Source organism: Salinivibrio costicola subsp. alcaliphilus, assembly GCF_001996185.1.
Classification (GTDB): Bacteria; Pseudomonadota; Gammaproteobacteria; order Enterobacterales; family Vibrionaceae; genus Salinivibrio; species Salinivibrio costicola.
The window spans coordinates 22,134-42,546 of record NZ_MUFR01000032.1; the positions used below are offsets into that span (position 1 = coordinate 22,134).

General features: G+C 48.1%; 19 protein-coding genes and 1 pseudogene. 10 read left to right on the forward strand and 10 right to left on the reverse strand.

What is annotated here, in order from left to right:
• The 4 genes from BZJ21_RS11320 (at position 1) to BZJ21_RS11335 (ending at position 4,125) form a co-directional block, all read left to right on the forward strand.
• Complete coding sequence (locus tag BZJ21_RS11320) at positions 1-1,296, forward strand: PTS sugar transporter subunit IIC (protein WP_077669828.1); 1,296 nt, start codon at positions 1-3, stop codon at positions 1,294-1,296.
• The gene (locus tag BZJ21_RS11325) at positions 1,296-1,625 is read left to right on the forward strand and encodes a PTS lactose/cellobiose transporter subunit IIA (RefSeq protein ID WP_077661458.1); all 330 of its coding nucleotides are present in this window, start codon (positions 1,296-1,298) and stop codon (positions 1,623-1,625) included. Before BZJ21_RS11320 ends, BZJ21_RS11325 begins: the two co-directional genes overlap by 1 nt.
• 73 nt (positions 1,626-1,698) lie before the next feature.
• On the forward strand, positions 1,699-2,697 hold the full coding sequence (locus BZJ21_RS11330; RefSeq protein ID WP_021022534.1) for a LacI family DNA-binding transcriptional regulator: 999 nt from the start codon (positions 1,699-1,701) through the stop codon (positions 2,695-2,697).
• A 12-nt stretch (positions 2,698-2,709) separates the two neighbouring features.
• The gene (locus BZJ21_RS11335; protein ID WP_077661456.1) at positions 2,710-4,125 is read left to right on the forward strand and encodes a glycoside hydrolase family 1 protein; all 1,416 of its coding nucleotides are present in this window, start codon (positions 2,710-2,712) and stop codon (positions 4,123-4,125) included.
• Positions 4,126-4,250: 125 nt separating this feature from the next.
• Here the strand turns inward: BZJ21_RS11335 and BZJ21_RS11340 are convergent, their stop codons facing one another.
• The 4 genes from BZJ21_RS11340 to cysP are packed head-to-tail and all read right to left on the reverse strand — an operon-like array spanning position 4,251 to position 8,201.
• Positions 4,251-5,378, reverse strand: a complete 1,128-nt coding sequence (locus BZJ21_RS11340) for a sulfate/molybdate ABC transporter ATP-binding protein (protein WP_077669829.1) — start codon at positions 5,376-5,378, stop codon at positions 4,251-4,253.
• Between the two features lie 4 nt (positions 5,379-5,382).
• Positions 5,383-6,291 carry a sulfate ABC transporter permease subunit CysW gene (gene cysW, locus BZJ21_RS11345; RefSeq protein ID WP_021023591.1) on the reverse strand — a complete coding sequence of 303 codons (909 nt, stop codon included), beginning with the start codon at positions 6,289-6,291 and terminating at the stop codon, positions 5,383-5,385.
• A 10-nt stretch (positions 6,292-6,301) separates the two neighbouring features.
• Positions 6,302-7,138, reverse strand: coding sequence for a sulfate ABC transporter permease subunit CysT (gene cysT / locus BZJ21_RS11350; RefSeq protein WP_101494581.1), 837 nt, complete (start codon positions 7,136-7,138; stop codon positions 6,302-6,304).
• A gap of 58 nt (positions 7,139-7,196) precedes the next feature.
• Positions 7,197-8,201 carry a thiosulfate ABC transporter substrate-binding protein CysP gene (cysP, locus tag BZJ21_RS11355; RefSeq protein WP_077460693.1) on the reverse strand — a complete coding sequence of 335 codons (1,005 nt, stop codon included), beginning with the start codon at positions 8,199-8,201 and terminating at the stop codon, positions 7,197-7,199.
• A 226-nt stretch (positions 8,202-8,427) separates the two neighbouring features.
• Here cysP and cysM point away from each other — a divergent pair, with 226 nt between their 5' ends.
• Positions 8,428-9,321, forward strand: coding sequence for a cysteine synthase CysM (gene cysM, locus BZJ21_RS11360; protein ID WP_077669831.1), 894 nt, complete (start codon positions 8,428-8,430; stop codon positions 9,319-9,321).
• Between the two features lie 59 nt (positions 9,322-9,380).
• On the opposite strand, the gene BZJ21_RS11365 is transcribed toward cysM, so the two are convergent.
• Together BZJ21_RS11365 and BZJ21_RS11370 are read right to left on the reverse strand one after the other, a co-directional pair.
• The gene (locus BZJ21_RS11365) at positions 9,381-9,821 is read right to left on the reverse strand and encodes a YeeE/YedE family protein (protein WP_021023587.1); all 441 of its coding nucleotides are present in this window, start codon (positions 9,819-9,821) and stop codon (positions 9,381-9,383) included.
• A 15-nt stretch (positions 9,822-9,836) separates the two neighbouring features.
• Entirely contained in the window at positions 9,837-10,262 is a 426-nt protein-coding gene (locus BZJ21_RS11370; RefSeq protein WP_077661452.1) for a YeeE/YedE family protein, read from the reverse strand.
• A gap of 389 nt (positions 10,263-10,651) precedes the next feature.
• On the opposite strand from BZJ21_RS11370, the gene BZJ21_RS11375 reads away from it, so the two are divergent.
• Positions 10,652-12,133, forward strand: coding sequence for a putative bifunctional diguanylate cyclase/phosphodiesterase (locus BZJ21_RS11375; RefSeq protein WP_077669832.1), 1,482 nt, complete (start codon positions 10,652-10,654; stop codon positions 12,131-12,133).
• A gap of 129 nt (positions 12,134-12,262) precedes the next feature.
• Here the strand turns inward: BZJ21_RS11375 and BZJ21_RS11380 are convergent.
• From BZJ21_RS11380 to BZJ21_RS11395, 4 genes and pseudogenes are all read right to left on the reverse strand, one after another.
• Positions 12,263-12,376: pseudogene (locus BZJ21_RS11380) on the reverse strand (methyl-accepting chemotaxis protein); the annotation flags it as partial.
• Positions 12,373-12,858: a PAS domain S-box protein gene (locus BZJ21_RS11385; protein WP_077669834.1), complete on the reverse strand. Its 486-nt coding sequence runs from the start codon at positions 12,856-12,858 to the stop codon at positions 12,373-12,375. The gene BZJ21_RS11385 and the pseudogene BZJ21_RS11380, both read right to left, overlap by 4 nt.
• A 191-nt stretch (positions 12,859-13,049) precedes the next feature.
• A complete protein-coding gene (locus BZJ21_RS11390) occupies positions 13,050-14,750 on the reverse strand; it encodes an FAD-dependent oxidoreductase (protein ID WP_077669835.1) in 1,701 nt (566 codons plus the stop codon).
• Positions 14,751-14,760: 10 nt separating this feature from the next.
• Entirely contained in the window at positions 14,761-14,952 is a 192-nt protein-coding gene (locus BZJ21_RS11395; RefSeq protein ID WP_077460700.1) for a YgaP family membrane protein, read from the reverse strand.
• A gap of 259 nt (positions 14,953-15,211) precedes the next feature.
• Here BZJ21_RS11395 and BZJ21_RS11400 point away from each other — a divergent pair, with 259 nt between their 5' ends.
• From BZJ21_RS11400 to BZJ21_RS11415, 4 genes are all read left to right on the forward strand, one after another.
• Complete coding sequence (locus BZJ21_RS11400) at positions 15,212-15,505, forward strand: ArsR/SmtB family transcription factor (protein WP_101494582.1); 294 nt, start codon at positions 15,212-15,214, stop codon at positions 15,503-15,505.
• Positions 15,506-15,640: 135 nt separating this feature from the next.
• A complete protein-coding gene (locus BZJ21_RS11405) occupies positions 15,641-18,949 on the forward strand; it encodes an efflux RND transporter permease subunit (RefSeq protein ID WP_077669836.1) in 3,309 nt (1,102 codons plus the stop codon).
• Entirely contained in the window at positions 18,946-20,010 is a 1,065-nt protein-coding gene (locus BZJ21_RS11410; RefSeq protein WP_077669837.1) for an efflux RND transporter periplasmic adaptor subunit, read from the forward strand. The genes BZJ21_RS11405 and BZJ21_RS11410 overlap by 4 nt, the downstream gene beginning before the upstream one ends.
• Before the next feature lie 65 nt (positions 20,011-20,075).
• Positions 20,076-20,318, forward strand: coding sequence for a transporter substrate-binding domain-containing protein (locus BZJ21_RS11415; protein WP_077669838.1), 243 nt, complete (start codon positions 20,076-20,078; stop codon positions 20,316-20,318).
• The last annotated feature ends 95 nt before the right edge of the window (positions 20,319-20,413 follow it).

The window sequence follows — 20,413 nt, forward strand, 5'->3', positions numbered from 1 at the left end:
ATGACGACATTAACGGATAATGTGTTTGGGTTTATTGAGAATAGAGTAACGCCTGTTGCCGGTAAGGCAGCGTCTCAGCGCCATATTATGGCGATGAGAGATGGATTTATCTCTGCGATGCCATTTATGATTGTGGGCTCATTTCTACTCATATTTGCCTTCCCTCCGTTTGCAGCGGATTCAAACTGGGCCATTGCTCAAGTATGGTTGCAGCTTGCTGAGCAATATCAAGGGCAACTACTCACACCATTTAATATGACGATGGGCATTATGTCTGTCTATATCACCGCCGCCATCTCTTATAACTTGGCGCAAAGTTACAGTATGGAGCCATTCATGCCAGCGATGCTGTCGTTGATGTCCTTCCTATTGGTAGCTGCGCCACTGACTGAAGGAGGACTGCCTGCGGGATATTTAGGCGGTACAGGTATTTTTACGGCAATTCTTGTGTCTCTTTATAGTACAGAGCTGATGTATTTCCTCCAAAGGAAAAACATAGGCATCAAAATGCCTGAGCAAGTGCCTGGTAAAATCAAACAGTCTTTTGATTTGTTGATTCCGATACTACTGGTTGTACTGACTATATATCCTCTCAATTTATATATTGAAAGTCAGACCGGCATGATCATCCCTGAAGCTATCATGACGGCATTCAAACCTCTGGTCAGTGCTGCTGACTCGTTGCCAGCTATTCTTTTGGCCGTGCTACTTACACATGTATTGTGGTTTGCAGGCATTCATGGTGCTGCTATTGTCGGCGGTATGTTGCAAGCTTTTTGGCTCACCAACCTGTCTGCCAATCAAACTGCGCTTGCTGCTGGTGCTCAAATTCCTCATGTATTTGTAGAGGGTTTTTGGAGTTTCTTTATCGTGCTTGGCGGCTCTGGTGCGACATTAGGCCTGGTCTTTTTGTTTATGCGTAGCCGTGCTGCTCACCTAAAGACAATCGGGAAAATCAGTGTTGTACCTTCGCTCTTCAATATCAATGAGCCTGTGATATTTGGCACCCCTTTGATTATGAATCCCACCTTCTTTATTCCGTTTATTACAGCCCCACTGGTTAACGCCACGATTGCGTACTTTTGTGTCAAAACGGGAATTGTAGGTGCTGTGATTTCAGTGGTGCCTTGGACTGCACCTGCTCCGGTTGGCGCGGCATGGGCAGCAGGTTGGGCAATTAGCTCTTCTATATTAGTTGTTGTCCTCATGCTTGTCGCAACCGCCATCTATTATCCATTTTTTAAAGTTTATGAAAAACAGCTTTTAGCACAAGAAGCCCAAGGGGAGGAAAACTAATGACACCACTAGCAGATTTTGACCAAGAATCAACGGTGATGGAGCTCATCATCAATGCAGGCTCAGCAAAGTCTTTCGCAATGGAGGCGTTGAGAGCCGCGAAAGCGAGTGACTGGAACGCGGTTGACGAATACCTGTCTCAGTCGTCTGTCGCCTCGAAGCAAGCACATGATGTACAGACTCAGCTGATTGGGCTCGATCAGGGCGAAGGAAAGGTGCCCGTGAATTTGGTGATGGTGCATGCCCAGGATCATATTATGACCAGCATGTTAGCCAGAGAATTGGTTGAAGAATTAATTGCTATCCATCGCAAACTGGATTCTGTGTAATTAATGTTACAATACTGAAAATCCGAAAGTTTGTAGTTTCGAGGGAAACTCCCTCTCACCTTTAGAGGTACGAATGGCCACGATTAAAGATGTTTGCAAGGCTGCCGGTGTATCTAAGGCGACAGTGTCTCGTGTTATCAATAAGACTGGACAGGTCAAAGAGAGTACCCGAGTAAAAGTTGAAGCAGCTATTGAACAATTGAACTATCGACCCAGTAGCTTGGCTCAAACATTAGCTGCGAGTAGCGGCAACAGTATTGGCCTAGTGCTATCGGACTTTGATGGCAGCTACTTTGGTAGTTTATTAAAGCAAGCATCTGCCAGTGCTACTAGAATGGGCAAGCAGCTGATTATTGCGGATGGAAAAAACCAAGCTGAGTTTGAATTACAAGCAGTGAGCTCCCTGGTTGAACAAAAGTGTGATGTGATTGTGCTTTACAGCCGTCAGCTGACGGCGCAACAACTTATCGAGCTTAATCATGAAATATCCACGCCTTTGATTCACGTTGGGCAAGAGCTTCCAGAATCGGCAGGTTATTCAATTGCATTTGATCAAAAGCGCGCGATAGAATCGGCGGCGACCCATCTTATGAGCATTGGTCATCGACACATTGCGTATTTTGGGCCTTGTCCAACAACAAGGACGACCCAAGTTCGGTTAGAGGCTTTTAAAGCGATTACTGAGAAGCAGCCCTTTTCTGTGGAAACACAGCATTTGGTGTGTGGCTTTGATGTAAAAGCAGCCTATGAACAAGCGCTGGAACAAATTCCCAACAATTGGCGTTTCAGTGCCATTGTCGCAGCGAGTGATGATATTGCTATTGGTATTTTACGTGCCTGTCGAGAGAAAGGCATTGATGTACCTTCAGATGTATCAATCGTGAGTATCGATAATGAAAAAATGACTGAGTTTGTTGTACCACAGCTTACGACAGTTGATATTCCTATCGAACGTATTACGGAAAGAGCGATGGAAGTTGCCCAACAACTTATCGAGGATCAAGTAACTATAAGACCAGAGATTGTTGTGGGTGAGTTATTTGTGCGCGATTCGACTAAGCCTCTAGTATAAAAAGATGTTTTTATGAAATTTGCACATGATTTTCTTTTTGGCGCCGCGACGGCTTCTTATCAAATCGAAGGGGCAACGGATGTCGACGGTAAAGGGCCGACTAACTGGGATGAGTTTGTAAAAATCCCGGGAAAAACCTTTGAAGGAACAACGGGTGAAGTGGCGATTGATCACTATCATCGTTACAAAGAAGATATTAAGTTAATGGCTGAGATGGGGCTTGAGTCTTATCGTTTCTCTATTTCTTGGGCAAGAATTATTCCTGATGGTGTAGGCGCTATAAATCCTAAAGGTATTGAGTTTTATAACAATATCATTGATGAGTGTTTAAAATATGGAATAGTTCCTTTTGTAACGCTCTATCACTGGGACCTTCCTCTCTGTTTGGAAAAAGACGGAGGGTGGTTAAATAGAAAAACAATCGATGCTTTTTTGAACTATGCAAACGTTTGTTTTGAGAGCTTTGGTGATCGTGTCAAACATTTTATTACATTCAATGAAACCGTTATTTTTTGTGGGCACGGATATCTTGCGGGTGCGCATCCTCCGGGTATTCATAATGCGCCAGAAAAGTATTTTCAAGCGACGCATCATGTTTTTACTGCGCATGCTAAAGCTGTAATCGCATATAAAAAGCGTAAACAATATGGAGAAATAGGCTTGAGCCATGTCTTCACACCCGCGTTTTCAATTGATAATAGTGAAGATAACCTATTTGCAGCCATGCACGCTAATCAGTTTAACCTTAATTGGTTTTATGACCCTATTTTGAAGGGAGAGTACCCAGACTATGTGATGGCGTGGCTCGAAACCCAAGGTATCCAACCCAAAATAACGGCAGATGATAGAGAAAGTTTAATAATTGCTGCACCACTCAATGACTTTATTGGATTAAACTACTACCAGCCCATGCGGGTAGAAAGAATACATATGCCAGGCGATGTTGTTGAGCCGACGCGAGAGAACGCGACAGGAGCCCCCGGTAATCCGAGCTTTGACGGTGTATACCGAACGGTCGCGATGGATGATAAGCGATATACAAAATGGGGATGGGAAATATCACCTGATGGCTTTGTGAGTGGTCTACAGCTACTAAAAGAGTACTATGGTGATATCAGAATATATATTACTGAAAATGGTTTAGGGGATGAAGACCCTATTATAGATGGTGAGGTCTGCGACATTCCAAGGATTAATTTTATTAATGATCACTTGGTGGCTGTAAAAAAAGCGATAGAGCTTGGTGTGAATGTCAAAGGCTATTACGCATGGTCGGCAATTGATTTATTGAGCTGGCTCAACGGGTTTAAAAAGCAATACGGGTTCATCTATGTTGACCATGATAATGGTTTAGCCAGGAAAAAGAAGGCGTCGTATTATTGGTACCAAAAAGTAATAGAAACGCGAGGCAGTAACCTTAAGAGCTAGTGCTTTATAGATAATACTGTTACTGTTTATGTTTAAACGCGGGTAATTGAACCCGCGTTTTCTGATCATAAGTTCGCAGATGTTCTATTTATCTTCGACTATGCGAAAAATCCCTTTTTATATTATTAAATATCATACACCAAGCTATCTGCCGCCAAAAATGGCCATTGCAGCCGGTGGGGGGCTGTATCGTCATGGTTAAAGAAATACCCAATATGTGGCATGGCATAAACGGTATCGCCCTTTTGATACGATGCGGCTTGCCAAGCATGATGAGTTAGGGTGGCCTCCCACAATTGATCACTTTCCCAACCTTGTGGTGCCAGTGATACGCGTACCTCGGCGCCGACAGGGTTGACTGATACCACGCGCATGGGCAGCGATACCTGGCTGTTCGGTTTATCGGTGATGGTCAGTTCATGGCTGCGTACATACAAATCGCCGGATTGTTTGGTCTGCGCATTGAGGGCGGGTTCGATAAAGGCGTTACCATTTTTCCATACCCCTTGCTGAAATTGGCCGGAAAAGACATTCACGTTCCCCAAAAAATCAAACACAAATCGACTCTTCGGCGAAGCATACAGATCAACCGGGCTATCGACTTGTTCAATTTGCCCGTTACTCATCACCACCACCCGATCGGATAGCTCCAGCGCTTCATCTTGATCGTGAGTGACGAACACGCTAGTGAATGCCATTTCATCATGTAGGCGTCGTAACCATTGTCGTAGTTCTTTACGTACTTGCGCATCTAATGCCCCAAACGGTTCATCCAAAAGTAAAATTTCTGGTTGCGTCGCGAGTGCACGTGCCAGAGCGATACGTTGTTTTTGTCCGCCCGATAATTGTTCGGGATAACGCTGGCGAAGATGACCAAGCTGGACCACCTCGAGCAGCTCGTTAACTCGTTGAGTGATGGCGGCCGCTGAAGGGCGCTCGCGCCGCGGCATGACTTGTAAGCCGAACGCAATGTTTTCAGCGACTGTCATGTGTTTAAACAAAGCGTAGTTTTGAAAGACAAAGCCAACGCGTCGATCGCGAACATGCACCTGGGTGACATCGCGTTCGCCAAAATGGATTTGGCCACTATTGCTGTTTTCTAACCCCGCAATAATCCGCAGTAACGTGGTTTTTCCCGAACCTGATGGTCCAAGTAACCCCATCATTTCACCCTTTTCTATGGTGAGAGATAGCGGCGAAAGTGCCTGAAACTGGCCAAAGTGTTTGGTGATATTGTCTAATTGAATTTGCATTATGTTACTGCTCACTCTGGGTCGTTTGTGGGATAAATTGGGCTGGCGTTGACGCGCTGTGCTCATCAAGCGGCGTTACGTTTGTCTGTGCGCGTTGCTGACGCCACTCCACTAAGGCTTTGAGCGCCAACGTTACCAATGCCATAAAGGCAAGCAAAGAGGCACAAGCGAACGCGGCTTGGGTTTGATAGTCTTCATACAGAAGCTGCACTTGCAAAGGTAAAGTATTGGTTTGGCCACGAATGCTACCTGACACCACTGCCACCGCGCCAAACTCACCGATGGCCCGGGCATTGGTCAAGATCACCCCGTATATCAGGGCCCACTTGATGTTCGGTAAGGTGACGCGTCGAAACAGTTGCCACCAAGACGCCCCTAAAATCACCGCCGCTTCTTCTTCGGCGTGTCCTTGCTGTTGCATCAGCGGAATAAGCTCGCGAGCAACAAAGGGGCAGGTGACAAAAATGGTGACTAAAACAATGCCAGGCAGTGCAAACATCACTTGTAAATCATGCTCAAACAACCACGCGCCTAGCCAGCCGTTACTACCGTACAGCAGCAAATAGAGTAGACCAGCGACCACAGGTGATACCGCGAAGGGAATATCAATCAAGGTGGTGACCAGTTTTCGGCCTGGGAACTGAAACCGAGTTACCGCCCATGCGAGCATGACACCAAACACTAAGTTAACCGGCACCGTGATAACGGCAACCAATAGCGTTAACCCAATCGCATGGCGTGTATCGGGGGCAAGAAGGTGCTCAAAATAGGTACCAATACCGTCAGAAAATGCAATAGAAAAAATGCTCAATAAGGGAAGCACCAACACGAGCGCAACCAGTATCAGCATTAAGCCAATCAAACTACGTTTGATCCAAACAGAATCACCGATTCGGGCAGTGTGGGGAGTCATAAAGCTATCCTTAGCGACCGTGAATACGTTTTAAGTAGCGGCCTTGCCATAGGTTGATCGCAAACAGTAACGACAATGATGCCATCAAAATCACTGAGGCAATCGCACTTGCCGCTGGGAAATTAAACTCTTGCAAACGGACAAAAATCATCAAGGAGGTGATCTCGCTGACGTAAGGCGTATTGCCTGCAATAAAAATCACGGCCCCAAATTCGCCAAGACTGCGCGTAAAAGATAAGGCGATACCCACGAATAAAGCGGGTTTGATGGTCGGCAGGATAACGCGCCAAAACACGGCAAAATCGCTTGCGCCTAATAAGGTGCCAGCTTCTTCTTCCTCTTGAGAAATTTCTTCCAGTACGGGCTGTACGGTGCGCACGACAAACGGCAAGCTGGTAAACATCATCGCAATCATAACGCCTATCGGCGTATAAGCCACTTGTATACCGAGGTTCGCGAGCACGCTACCTATCCAGCCATTATCGGCATACAAGGTAGCGAGGGTGACACCGGCGACTGCGGTGGGCAGTGCGAAAGGCAAATCCACCAACGCGTCAATAAAGCGTTTACCCGTAAAATCGTAACGCACCAACACCCACGCAAAGAGCAGTCCAATCGCACCATTAAATAAGGAAGCGATAAGCGCCGCGCCGGCCGTGACTTTATAACTGGCGACAATACGTGGGTCTGAGATGGCAAACCAATATTCTTGCCAAGTCATTTGACTGGTTTGCATGATTAAACCACTGGCTGGCAGTAGTAAAATCAGGCTAATAAACAATAGCGATACGCCCAGACTGATACCAAACCCTGGGAGTACGCGCTGATGACGCACTCCCCGTGGCATAGATTGGCGTTGATGCGATAACGATGGCATAACGTCTCGATTTAAGTCGTAATAGAAATTAACGGCGCTGGAGCTGGTCTAGCTTTCCGCCACTAGCAAAGTGGGTTTTCATCGCCTTGTCCCAGCTACCTGAAATCTCTTCTACCGTCAGTAATTCAACCTGAGGGAAGCGATCGGCATACTCGTCTGCGACGGCTTGGTGATGAACGCGGTAATTAAAGTTAGCCAGTAAGCGCTGCGCTTTTTCACTGTAAAGATAAGACAAATACTCTGTCGCCAGTTCAGTAGTGCCATTGCGTTTAGCATTTCGCTTTACCACGGCAACAGGGAATTCAGCCAGGATCGAGGTTTTAGGCACAACGATATCGTAATCATCACTGCCATATTGTTGGCGGATGTTATTTACCTCTGATTCGAAGGTGACTAAGACATCGCCAATGCCACGTTCAACAAATGAGGTGGTTGCGCCACGGCCGCCGGTATCAAATACGGCCACATTGGCGAGTAACTGCTTCAAAAACGCATCTTGCTGTTCAGTGTTGTCTTTGCCAAACGTTTTTTGCGCATAACCGAGCGCGGCTAAATAGGTATAGCGCGCATTGCCTGAGGTTTTTGGGTTAGGAAAGACCGATGCGACATCGTCTTTGGCAAGGTCGTCCCAGTTTTCAATATTTTTGGGATTGCCCTTACGCACCAAAAAGGCGGTGGTGGAATAATAGGGCGAGCTGCTATTGGGGAAGTTGTCTTTCCAATTGGCATCGATCAGTTTGCCACGATCGTGCAGTACCTGCACATCAGTGACTTGGTTAAAGGTGACGACATCCGCTTGCAGCCCTTGCATAATTGCGCGCGCTTGCGCCGATGAACCGCCATGGGATTGCTTAATCGTTACGGAGTCGCCGGTTTTTTCTTGCCAGTGCTCTGCGAATAGTGGGTTGTAGTCGGCAAAAAGCTCCCTTGCTATATCATAAGAAGAGTTCAACAGTGTTTGTTCAGCGGCGAATACTTGTGCGCTGCTGGTGGCAAGTAGGGCCGAGAGAGCCAGCGTTTTGAATACCTTCATTGTAATGTTCCTTAATGACCGGTTGATGCTTGTTCAACAAAAGAAGTAGCTATAAGTCACAGAATAAAAGCAATCATTAGGAATAAAAAACAGTTTTACTATAACCATTTTGTATATGTTAGTGACAATTTATCTGCGTGCCAGTGATAAACCCTTGTAACATGGCGTTTATAGACAGTGCCCCACGGCATGACGCCAGTGAAAAAGATAGGCAGAGGTAAGAGACGTGACTGATTTCCCAACGCTTGAAGACTACGTAGGACAAACACCCTTGATACGCTTGCAGCGTCTAGGCGCTGATACGGGGAGTACTGTTTTGGTTAAACTTGAAGGCAATAACCCGGCCGGTTCAGTCAAAGATAGGCCCGCGCTGAACATGATTGTGCAGGCTGAAGCGCGGGGAGATATCCAACCGGGCGATACCTTGATTGAAGCGACCAGTGGCAACACCGGGATAGCGCTGGCAATGGCGGCGGCGATTAAAGGCTATCGCCTGATTTTAATCATGCCTGAAAATGCTACCCAGGAGCGCAAAGATGCGATGCGTGCCTATGGCAGTGAGTTGATTCTCGTCTCTCAAGCGTCGGGTATGGAAGGTGCGCGTGATTTGGCGTTATCCATGCAATCACAGGGCAAGGGTAAAGTGTTGGATCAGTTCAATAATCCGGATAATTTTCAGGCTCATGTGACTGGTACAGGACCTGAAATTTGGCAGCAAAGCCAACAAAAAATCACCCACTTTATTGCCAGCATGGGCACTACAGGCACGATTGTGGGCACATCAAAGTACCTAAAAACGCAAAACCCCGCGATAAAAACCATTGGCTTACAGCCGACAGAGGGCAGTGCCATCCCTGGGATCCGGCGCTGGCCGGCTGAGTATTTACCGGGTATTTATACCGATGAGCATATCGATGTGGTGATGGATATTTCTGAGCAAGACGCCAAAGAAACGGCGCGAGCATTAGCGCGAGAAGAGGGGATTTGTGCGGGTGTGAGCTCTGGCGGGGCCGTATATGCGGCACTGCAAGTTGCCAAAGCTGAACCCGGCTCTGTGGTGGTGGCCATTATTTGCGATCGCGGCGATCGCTATTTATCGTCGGGATTGTTCTCGTCGTAATAGGATAAATCGTGAGCAGGCGGCGATTGCGCCGCCTGCTCTTTTTTACTCGTTGTTTGTTAACTTTCTGTCGCGAGAGCGCGGTTTGAGCTGGCATTGAACACTTGTACAAGCCGCATTCCCACTAGCATGCTAATCACAAATAGACCGATCGGTAGTGCGCCGGAGCCAATAGCCGTGATCGCCGGTCCTGGGCAAAGTCCGGCGAGTCCCCAGCCGGTGCCAAAGAGTAATGCGCCGCCGATGAGTTTTTTATCAAGCGTTTGCGTCTTGGGTAGACAAAATTGATCGGCCAGTACGGGGTTTTTCTGCCGACGTACGCCCAAAAAGTAGCCGGGAACAAAGACCAACAGCGCACCGCCCATCACAAACGCAAGGCTGGGATCCCACTGGCCGAATACATCCAGAAAGCCAATCACCTTCGCGGGATTGACCATGCCTGACACCATCATACCCACACCGAAGATAAAGCCTGAGAGTAGAGCAACAAGGCGAAACATAAGCGATAAACGTCCTTAAAAGTGTAAACGAACAAAAACAGTGACAAAGGCAGCACCCATAAAAGTGAGCGTTGCCACGATTGACCGTTTCGATAAGCGACCCATGCCACAAATGCCATGACCACTGGTACAGCCGTTACCTAATTTAGTGCCTATCCCGACCAGCAACCCCGCGAGTACGGCAACCATAGGTGTGAGTGCAGGCGCAAGGCTTGTGTAGTTGGGTAGTTCGAAACCGATAAATGGCATGAAGACCCCCGCACTGACCATACCCAGCAAAAACAGACCTCGCCATTGAGCTTCACGGCCGTGTGATGATAACGCGCCTGACACAATACCGCTGATCCCGGCAATACGGCCATTGAGTGCTAAAAGTGCGAGACAGGCAGTGCCAACCAGCATGCCACCAAACAAGGCATCCCATGGGATTTGAAACGTCATGATTTTCCTCTCAGTGAGTCAAAAAACGTTATGGCTAAAGGAGAAGGGCAGCATACTTGAACACATTTATAAGTCAATACTAATTTAGGGTTGGGTGTTTTATTTGCTTGTTGGACGTGTTGACCTGTGTTAATCGTTGCTCCAATCTAATTTAAGCTAGACTGAGCAATACGCACCGTCTTAGTCAGTAAAAACCGAAGGTGCAATCATAGAGTCGGTAGGTTACGCTCTCTGCATTTTGGTTATCTGAGCAACACTGGGCAAATTATACTTATTTGATTCAATAGCTTGAAGCTGTGAAGCGATAGAGCTGCTATACTCGACGAATATCACAGCCGTAGGTGTCAAAGAGGAACAACTGAGCAGTGTTAAGAGATAAAAGGCTTTTAATGAAGAAAACAACGTACTACGCACTAAAATTAGCATTAACTTACTTCTTTTTTGCTTCGTTGTGGATACTGTTTTCCGATAAATTGGTTAACGTGCTGTCCGATAATCTTGAAATGTATACTTGGGCACAGTCGTTCAAGGGGCACCTGTTTGTCGTTATTACCTCAGTGTTACTTTGGGGGTTAGCACAGAAAAATAATCGTGATTTAGAGCGAGCGAGTGACATCGATACGGTTACCGGGCTTCATAGTCCCTCCGTATTCATTCGTCGCGCTGATACATTACTGCAGCGTGCTAATGCTGAGTCGTGCTATATGTTGTTTGTACTCGACATTGATAACTACACGTCGGTAACCAATAAGCTGGGCTTTGATCGCACCAATCAACTGCTGATGGGGGTGGCGCGTAAAATAGATACGCCCACCGTGCCTGAAAACCTAACCTCGAGAGTTCACGCCGATAGATTTGCATGTTTGTTGACGTTGTCCGATGTTTGCGAAATGACGCCATACATTGACAAGTTACATCGTCAGTGTAACCAGTTTTTGCAACGATACGATAGAGACATTACCTGTTCGGTAGGCGTGGCGGTGTTTGACTCGGATGGCGAAGACACCACGGCTTTAATGACAGCGGCGACACGCGCATTGAACGAAGCGAAGAAGCATAAAAATGCCGTTGCATATCATGATATCTATCTGACAGAAGAGGCTAAAAAGCGGCAAAATCTTGTCTACGATCTTCGCCAAGCCATTGATGATAAGCAGATTGATATTGTTTTTCAGCCACAGTATCGCTTGTCTTCTGGAGAGTTAACCGGCCTAGAGGTGTTGGCAAGATGGACACACGATCAATATGGCAATATACCCCCGAGTGTGTTCATTCCCCTAGCTGAAGAGCAGCATTTTTGCGAGGATTTAACGGCACTGGTGTTAGAAAAAGCCGCCAAACAACTGAATGAAAGTCAGCTGCTAGGCAATATGGTTAAACGGGTATCGGTCAATATCTCCGCGGTTGAATTTAACAGTGTGGACGCGATAGCACGTATCGATACCTATTTGCAGGCCAACCCTGAATTCGCTCGTTATCTTTGCCTGGAGATCACAGAAACTGCCGCATTAGATGACATTATTGAGTGCGCGCGGGTTGTTGATACACTTAAACGCCATGGCGTTACCTTTTCGATCGATGATTTTGGTGTCGGCTATACCTCGTTGGGTATTTTTAACCGGATCAACGTGGATGAAATTAAGATTGATCGTAGTTTTATCCAGGCGATGGAAAAAGACCACCGTGCTAAAGCGATTACTGCCGGCATTATCGGGATTGCTAAAGGTTTGGGTATTCATGTTGTAGCTGAAGGTATAGAAACGCGTGCGCAACTAGCGTTACTAAAACAGCTCGATTGTGAATACGCGCAGGGTTTTTATCTTGGACATCCAGCGCCTTTAGAGCAGTTGGCTATAGTCCAGTCGGTTTAATGGTCATGACTTTGGCCAACGTATAAAAAGAAAAAGCGCGAGTGTTTTTATCTCGCGCTTATTGACGCTCTAGCTTTCAATGTCGTTCAATAAAACCGCAAGCTCATCAATGCTTTGAACCGTACTTTCTACCAACTCGCTAATTTGTTTGCTCGATTGGTGAGAGACTTGAGCCAACTGGCGAACCTCATCGGCGACCACCGCAAAGCCGCGTCCGAGCTCACCGGCACGAGCGGCCTCTATCCCCACAGCTGCTCGGCCGCTTTGTTATAAAAGGTAATACAATTGTTTTCATCAATACACACCACAGCATCAAGCGCTTGTTCGAGGGTTTGGGTCACCATCTCTCGCGCATCTCGTTCAGCGGTAACATCACGAACAAATGCCGTGTAATGAATTTTGCCAGAGACGCGTATCTTGGATAAAGACAGTTGCACCCAAGTCAATGAGCCGTCTTTTCGTCTGAGCTGCACTTCACGAGAACGCCCGACGATGCGATCTTCTCCCCCAGATCTGTGTCGGTTAACGTAGCTGTCGTGGTTGGCTTGTAATTCGGTGGGGATCAGCATGGCCACATTCTGACCCAATACTTCTTTGGCAGTGTATCCCCAGATACTCTCTGCCGCTTTATTAAAAAAGGTAACATTATTACGATGATCAATCGTAACGATCGCAATGATGGCTTGCTCAAGCGCTTGTAAATGAGAGTTAGAACGGCCTAGCATATCAATTCTCTCCGTTAGTGACCTTTAAAGTATTGAGGCAAAAGGTGTGAACTCTAAGTTAGTATCTTAATTATTGACAAAACTAACAAACCATGACGGTACTTAATATGTATAAGCCAAGTTGGGCGGGTTTTCCAATAAACAAAAAGCGCGAGCATTGGCTCGCGCTTTTGACTGGCAATGATTCGCGTTTAAGCTGTGGCAAACTTGTAAGTGCGATAGCCGCCTAGTAAATTACGGGCTCTAAAGCCATGATTGACTAACTGGCGATAGGCGACGTTGCCGCGCAAGCCGACTTGGCAGTAAATCAAAATTTCTTTGTCTTTGGGAAGCTCATGAATGCGCCCGCGCAGTTCGTCAACCGGAATATGGATATCGCCTTCGATATACTCACCGTTTTCGCGTTCGGGGGCATTGCGCACATCCAGAAGCACTTGGTCATCACCTAGGGTCGCTAAATCGTGATAATGAACCGCTTTTGCGTCACCTTTGATCAGGTTAGTTGCTACAAACGCGGCTTGGTTGATCACATCTTTAGCACTGCCATACGGTGGGGCATAGGTCAGCTCCAAATGCTGCAGTTGCTCAACCGTCATCCCAGCACGCTGTGCAACCGCCATGACATCAATGCGTTTATCAATGCCATCTTTGCCTACCGCTTGTGCGCCTAAAATAGCACCCGTGTCGGGTGCAAATAACATTTTAAACGAGACAATTTCTGCGCCCGGGTAGTAACCCGCATGACTTGCCGCGTGAACATAGACTTTTTGGTAATCAATGTTGGCCTGTTTAAGTTGCTTCTCATTTTGGCCCACAGAGGCAACGGCCAGATCGAAAATCTTACAAATGGCGGTGCCTTGGGTGCCAAGATAATGCTCAGTGCTTCCTAGCATGTTGTCAGCGGCCATGCGCCCTTGACGGTTAGCCGGTCCAGCCAGTGGTACCAGCGTCGGCTTGTGAGTGACAAAGTCGATTTCTTCGACGGCATCCCCGACCGCATAAATATCTGGGTCTTGGGTCTGCATGGTGCTGTTGACCACGATCCCGCCTTTTTCACCAATCGCCAGGCCGGCCTGTTGTGCTAGGGTGACTTCAGGTTTTACGCCGACAGCCATGATCAACAATTCAGTGTGTAGCGTGTCACCATTATTTAGCGTGAGGCTCAGTGAACCTTCTAAGTGTTGCGGTTCACTGGGTTCACCGGCGTCATCACTGGCCACATGCGTGGTTGGAATGTATTCGGCCGACGCCAAGGCCGTCCCCAGGCGTAAATCAATGCCATGATCACGAATGCTCTGATGGGCAAAGCCTGCCATTTCGCGGTCAACCGGCGTCATCACCTGATCGGCCATTTCTAAAAGGGTGGTTTCAATGCCACGCTGATGGAGTGCTTCCATCATCTCGAGACCAATAAAGCCTCCGCCGACGACGGTTGCGTGACTAGGATTGTTCATCTCGATGGTGTGCAAAATTGCATCCATGTCCGGGATGTTGCGCAAAGAATGTGTGAGTGGGTTATCTAAGCCAGGAATCGGCGGCATAATTGGCGCCGCGCCAGGGCTTAATAGTAATTTGTCGTAGCTCTCTTGATAGGTGCTGCCATCGGCCCGAGTGACCGTAACGGTTTTGTTTTCGCGGTCAATGTTACTGACGGCGCTATTAATACGCACATCGACATTAAAGCGCGCACGAAAACTATCTGGCGTTTGTAGCAAGAGCTTACTGCGATCCGTGATATCGCCACCGATATGGTAAGGCAAACCACAGTTAGCGAACGAAACGTAGGGCCCGCGTTCGAACATAATGATCTCAGCGTCCTCGGTCAGACGGCGTGCACGAGCTGCAGCAGAAGCGCCACCGGCGACGCCTCCAATAATTACTATCTTGGTCATTTTGACTCCGTTAAGCGTGACGTAATCCAAGTTTTTTCAGGAAAAAGGCTGCCGGACAAATCCCTGTAAACGCGCTTTGAATGAGGTTTACGCCCACGAATACAGTAAGCCAAACAAATTGGCTGTGCACGGTGAGGGTAAGTACCACAGAAAGCAGCACTATGCTGCCAGCGATCACGCGAACTGCATTTTCAATTGTCATTGTAAGACTCCTTTGCATTGATATTGCACCGTAGCTACCGCTCGACTGACGTTGGTTGCTTTGGGTGCGTGTCCTGTTATGTGGATTGAATCCAGCGTTAGTTTCACTGTAGTCGCTATGTTTAGAAAAGTCTAATGATAATCTGTCTAAATTAGAGTTGACTAAATAATAAAGGGAGCTAAGCTTAATGAAGTCCTTACAACAGGAGCCTAACATGGTGGTTCAGACAGGGTTATATGAAAAAGATGATGTGCCTGATATGGACATTGGCGCAATGCGACAACAAGCATCGAAAGCGGCGACCTTGTTGAAGGTAATGGCGCATCCTGAGCGCCTGGTGGTGTTATGTCAGCTACTGGCTGGAGAAACCCATGTGGGACAGTTGCAACAAGGTTCGAGCCTCAGTCAGTCGGCGTTTTCTCAACACTTAAGCGTGCTCAAACGTCATCAACTGGTGAGCGTACGTAAATCATCACAGCAGGTATTTTATCGCTTACGAGATCCCAACGTCGCGGATATTATCGCCACGTTACAACGCATCTATTGCCCGTAATCTTGATTTATTACTCGTTGTTGTGATGCTACCAACATATCAGACGGCGATGGTTAACTAAGTTATATCTAGGCATGTAGACGTTATATCCATTCCGTAAAGGATGCGCACGGACGACAGCAACAAGGAACTGCTATGCGAGATGATCAACCTCAAGGCCCGTTTATTACCCGTGTGATGAACAGTTTTTTTCCGCCTATTTTAATTGCGTTGGCACTTTTGGTTGGGGCTGCCGCGCTGTGGCTTACACCCAAAGAGGAAGATCCGCAAATTGTGGTGCCGATGGCAGATGTGCTGATACAAGCACCGGGCTTAAGCGCGCAACAAGTGGCAAAGCAGGTGACGCAGCCGCTAGAGAAAAAAGTCAGTCAAATAGACGGGGTGGAGTATGTTTATTCCACGACACAAACCGGATCGGCGCGTGTGACCGTGCGTTTTTATGTCGGAGAAGATCGCGAATCAGCGCTGGTCAAGCTATATAACAAGCTGTACGCCAACCAAGATGAGATCCCTGCCGCGGTGAGCGAGTGGGCGATTAAGCCGGTTGAAATTGATGATGTCCCTATTGTGATGGCGGCGCTGCGTAGCGATAAGCCAGATAGTGTCGATCATTACGCGCTGCGTCGTATTGCTGAGCAAGCCACCTTGGATTTAAAAGCCCTTCCCCAAACCAATGTGGTTAACGTTGTCGGGGGTATGCCACGCCAGGTGTTAGTGGCTTTCGATCCGGCGGCAATGGCAAGTTATCAAATCAGTGTGGCCGATTTAACCCGTGCGTTTTCACTGAGTCATCAAAAACGTAACGCCGGTGATATTCAGCATCAAGGCCAGCGGTATGTCCTTGAAACCGGACAGTGGTATCAAAGCCGTGACGATATTCGCCAGTTGGTTGTCGCGGTTGTGAATGGCAAGCCTGTGTACTTACAAGATGTCGCCACGTTAAGTGATGGTCCCACTGAGGCCAGCACCGATACTTGGATTCAATCGCAACAACAGACCAAACCGCATCCCGCTGTATTTATCTCGGTCGCCAAGCAAAAAGGCTCGAACGCGGTGACGGTTGCCGACGATGTAACGCGCACCCTCGATCGTTTAGCGAATACCCAGTTCCCGGAGGGCGTAGAGGTTGAGATTATTCGCAACTATGGTCAAACCGCTGATGCTAAAGTCAATAATTTAGTCTCGAGCTTAGGTATTGCCGTGCTGACCGTGGTGGTGTTTGTGGGGCTGTTTTTAAACTGGCGCAGTGCCTTGGTCGTGGCCATCGCGATTCCGATTAGCTATGGCGCGGCACTGGGGCTTGATCTCGCTTTTGGGTATTCCATCAATCGTGTCACCTTGTTTGCTCTGATTTTGGCGTTGGGCCTGATTGTCGACGACCCAATAGCCAGTATCGATAATATTGAACGTCACCTGACCCATGATAATAAGCCGCGGGGTCGCACCATTGTACTGGCGATGCTGGAAATCAAACGGGCACTGATCATGTCGACGGTGGCGATTGTTATTGTGTTTACTCCGATGTTTTTTATTACCGGGATGATGGGACCTTACATGGCGCCACTGGCATTTAATGTGCCTGTGAGTGTGGTGATCAGTACCTTGGTGGCGTTTTTAGTCACGCCTTGGCTGGCGAAAAAAATTGTTCGTGCCTCGAATAAGGGTGATGACTATCGCTTGGAAACGACACCACTTTATCGGGGCTATCGTCGATTATTACTCCCGCTGTTAAAAAATAATCGCCGTGCGAAAAGGTTTCTTATGGTAGTAGGGGGGCTGTTTGTGGTAGCGGCGATGTTACCGGCGCTACGTCTCGTGCCGCTTAAACTCTTACCCTATGACAACAAAAACGAATTTCAGGTGGTGTTGGATTTGCCGGAAACCGCCAGTTATGTCGAGACCTCGAATGCATTACGTGAGATGAACACTTATCTTCAGCAGCAAGCGGAAGTTGTCTCTGTGTCGGGGTTTGCGGGGCTTGCATCACCGATGGATTTTAATGGCATGGTGCGTCATTATTTTGCGCGAAATGCCCCCTATCAGGGCGAATTGCGCGTCGTCTTGGTGGATAAGCAGCGGCGAGAATTACAATCACATGGTTTAGTGACCCGTTTGCGTGATGATCTGGAATCGATCGCAGCCAAACATAATGCCGACATACAACTGGTGGAAATGCCTCCCGGCCCACCTGTACTGGCGACCCTTGTCGCAGAAGTCTATGGTGCACCGAGTACGCCTTATGCAGATATTCAAGCGCAAGCCCAACAGGTTGCGGCGCGATTGGAGCGAGAAGCGTTAGTCTCGGAAGTCAGTACCAGTATTCAAGGACCGCTATCGCGCTGGCAGTTTGTGGTCGATCAAGAAAAAGCGGCATTGTCTGGCGTTGCTATCACTGATATTAACCAGGCATTGCGCGCGGCCAATCAAGGCGTCACGTTGGCTCACCTGGCGGATGCTGATGAAATCGATCCCTTACCGGTCACGCTGCGTTTAGCCCCGGATGCACGCGATAAACTGGATACCTTATTAGCGCTTCATATACGAGGCCGTGCCGGTGTCGCAAAACAATCGGTGCAAGGCGCTTTGGTCGATGCACCGCAACCGCTGGTGGCATTAAGCGAGTTGGGGCATTTTGAGCGACAACCGGTGGACCAACCGATTTATCATAAAAATCTTCAGCCTGTGGTATATGTCTATGCCGAGCCAATTGGACGTGTACCTGGGGAGGTGGTCGCTGATGTGATCGCTGACTTTAATCAGCCAAAAACGGATACATCACGGCCGCTTGCAGCGCGTAGTTACTTCGACAATGGTGCTGGTGATGGTTGGCAGGTGCGTGACGATATTAATGTTGTTTGGAGCGGCGAGGGAGAGTGGAAGATCACCATTGATGTCTTCCGTGACCTTGGTATAGCTTACGGCGCCGCTTTGTTAGGCGTCTTTATCGTGATGCTAATCCAAACCGGCTTACCGGCGGTGTCTGGGATGATTATGCTGGCAATTCCCCTCACGGTAATCGGCATCATGCCCGGTTTTTGGTTGCTTAATGGCTTAAGTGGCGACATTAACGGCTATCCAAACCCAGCACTTTTCACCGCTACCGCGATGATAGGCATGATTGCATTGGCCGGCATCGTGGTGCGTAACTCCCTGGTATTGATTGAATTTATTCAGCAATCATTGGCGCGCGGTATGGAACTTAGTGAAGCCTTAATACAAGCGGGAGCGGTACGTATGCGGCCGATTTTGCTGACCGCCGGTACCACCTTATTAGGGAATGTGATTATTACCCTCGACCCCATTTTTAATGGTCTCGCATGGGCCATTATTTTCGGGATTGCGGCATCAACCGTCTTTACCTTGCTGGTTGTGCCTGTGGTGTACAACTTAGCGTATCAAAATCATCCTACCCATGGCTTACCGGCAGAAGGAGACGAGGCATGAATAAGAAAAAAGGATTACAGGCCGTCGTGCTGGGCACTGGATTGTTAGTGCTATTTCTTGGTATGGCTGGGGTCTTTACTGAAAAGGTGACCTCAAAGGCTAGCTCTTCGCAAGGAGCGGACGATCATAACACCTTGACGCTTACCGCGATTGAGCAGCCGCAAACCCGAACTTTTTCAGGGCAGCTGGTGGCGCGGCAAAACGCAACATTGGCGGCGCGAATGACGGCAACGGTTGCCGATGTCCTGGTCGATGTTGGCGATCGCGTGGAGCAAGGCGATATACTGATCCGCCTAGACAACGCCGATCTCAGTGCTAAAGTGCGCCAAGTGCAACAAGCACTGGCCTCAGCACAGTCACAACTGAATACTGCGCGCAGCGATTATCGCCGGATGGAAACCTTATTAGCGAAAAAGCTCGTGCCGCAATCACAATTCGATGATGCCGAGAACCGCTTAAATACCGCGCGCTCTGAATACCGCCGGGCGATCGCGGCAGTGGATGAGGCCGAAACCCAGTTCGGATTTAGTCTAGTGCGCGCGCCATTTACTGGACTGATCACCGAAAAAATTATCAATCAAGGGGATACGGCGACGCCGGGTGCAGCGATGCTGACGTTGTACAACCCAGACAGTATGGAGGCACAAGTGAACATCGCCGAGTCTTCACTGCCTTTTGTGACTATTGGAGACACGCTTCATCTACGCTTGCCAACTTATGAAAAAACACTGACCGGAACGATACGCACGATCACGCCGGCCGCCGATGCGACGTCACGTAGCTATCGCGTTGCTTTGACTTTGCCTGTCACAGACGGTGACGATCAGGCACGACTACCTGGTATGTTTGTTAAAGTGACGGTGTCACAAAAGGCGAGCTCTATTTTATCGGTTCCTGCTAACGCGCGTTACCAAATTGGTCAACTTGACTATGTGAACGTGGTTGAAGACAACCAAATTATAAGACGCTTGGTGGTACTGACCGAAGAGGGCCGAGTGCGAAAAGGGCTAAAGGCTGGCGAAACTGTATTACTGCATCCTAAATCGCAGAAGACTGACTAATCGCGTTCGCATTTTTAACAATGTCGACGATACTTAGAGGTGAGTTATCCCTCAAGGAGTTGACTATGAAGATTGCGTTACTCTCTGCTACGGCCTTAGCCGGCAGCTTATTATCAGGACCAGCGATGGCACTCGATACCTCATCGCTTAAAGTGTGTGGTGATGGGGCGAATTGGCCACCTTTTCACTATAAAAAAGGCGAGAATATCGAAGGCTATGACATTGATGTCCTCAATGCCATCTTTCAAAACAGCGGAGTAGATGTATCGGTAGATTTACCGCCGTGGAAGCGGTGCGTTTTTGAGTAAGCGGCCATTTCTCCCCACATTCAGATAACCACGATGACCTGATATTGATATGGCTCCTTCACTATCGGAGCGATATCATGACACGCGAAGACAAG

What these genes read in the sequence shown, in the direction of transcription:
- BZJ21_RS11320 (WP_077669828.1), top strand. Translation starts at nt 1, where the DNA reads ATGACGACATTAACGGATAATGTGTTTGGGTTTATTGAGAATAGAGTA.
- BZJ21_RS11325 (WP_077661458.1), top strand. Translation starts at nt 1,296, where the DNA reads ATGACACCACTAGCAGATTTTGACCAAGAATCAACGGTGATGGAGCTC.
- BZJ21_RS11330 (WP_021022534.1), top strand. Translation starts at nt 1,699, where the DNA reads ATGGCCACGATTAAAGATGTTTGCAAGGCTGCCGGTGTATCTAAGGCG.
- BZJ21_RS11335 (WP_077661456.1), top strand. Translation starts at nt 2,710, where the DNA reads ATGAAATTTGCACATGATTTTCTTTTTGGCGCCGCGACGGCTTCTTAT.
- BZJ21_RS11340 (WP_077669829.1), bottom strand. Translation starts at nt 5,378, where the DNA reads ATGCAAATTCAATTAGACAATATCACCAAACACTTTGGCCAGTTTCAG.
- cysW (WP_021023591.1), bottom strand. Translation starts at nt 6,291, where the DNA reads ATGACTCCCCACACTGCCCGAATCGGTGATTCTGTTTGGATCAAACGT.
- cysT (WP_101494581.1), bottom strand. Translation starts at nt 7,138, where the DNA reads ATGCCACGGGGAGTGCGTCATCAGCGCGTACTCCCAGGGTTTGGTATC.
- cysP (WP_077460693.1), bottom strand. Translation starts at nt 8,201, where the DNA reads ATGAAGGTATTCAAAACGCTGGCTCTCTCGGCCCTACTTGCCACCAGC.
- BZJ21_RS11365 (WP_021023587.1), bottom strand. Translation starts at nt 9,821, where the DNA reads ATGTTTCGCCTTGTTGCTCTACTCTCAGGCTTTATCTTCGGTGTGGGT.
- BZJ21_RS11370 (WP_077661452.1), bottom strand. Translation starts at nt 10,262, where the DNA reads ATGACGTTTCAAATCCCATGGGATGCCTTGTTTGGTGGCATGCTGGTT.
- BZJ21_RS11375 (WP_077669832.1), top strand. Translation starts at nt 10,652, where the DNA reads ATGAAGAAAACAACGTACTACGCACTAAAATTAGCATTAACTTACTTC.
- BZJ21_RS11385 (WP_077669834.1), bottom strand. Translation starts at nt 12,858, where the DNA reads ATGCTAGGCCGTTCTAACTCTCATTTACAAGCGCTTGAGCAAGCCATC.
- BZJ21_RS11390 (WP_077669835.1), bottom strand. Translation starts at nt 14,750, where the DNA reads ATGACCAAGATAGTAATTATTGGAGGCGTCGCCGGTGGCGCTTCTGCT.
- BZJ21_RS11395 (WP_077460700.1), bottom strand. Translation starts at nt 14,952, where the DNA reads ATGACAATTGAAAATGCAGTTCGCGTGATCGCTGGCAGCATAGTGCTG.
- BZJ21_RS11400 (WP_101494582.1), top strand. Translation starts at nt 15,212, where the DNA reads ATGGACATTGGCGCAATGCGACAACAAGCATCGAAAGCGGCGACCTTG.
- BZJ21_RS11405 (WP_077669836.1), top strand. Translation starts at nt 15,641, where the DNA reads ATGCGAGATGATCAACCTCAAGGCCCGTTTATTACCCGTGTGATGAAC.
- BZJ21_RS11410 (WP_077669837.1), top strand. Translation starts at nt 18,946, where the DNA reads ATGAATAAGAAAAAAGGATTACAGGCCGTCGTGCTGGGCACTGGATTG.
- BZJ21_RS11415 (WP_077669838.1), top strand. Translation starts at nt 20,076, where the DNA reads ATGAAGATTGCGTTACTCTCTGCTACGGCCTTAGCCGGCAGCTTATTA.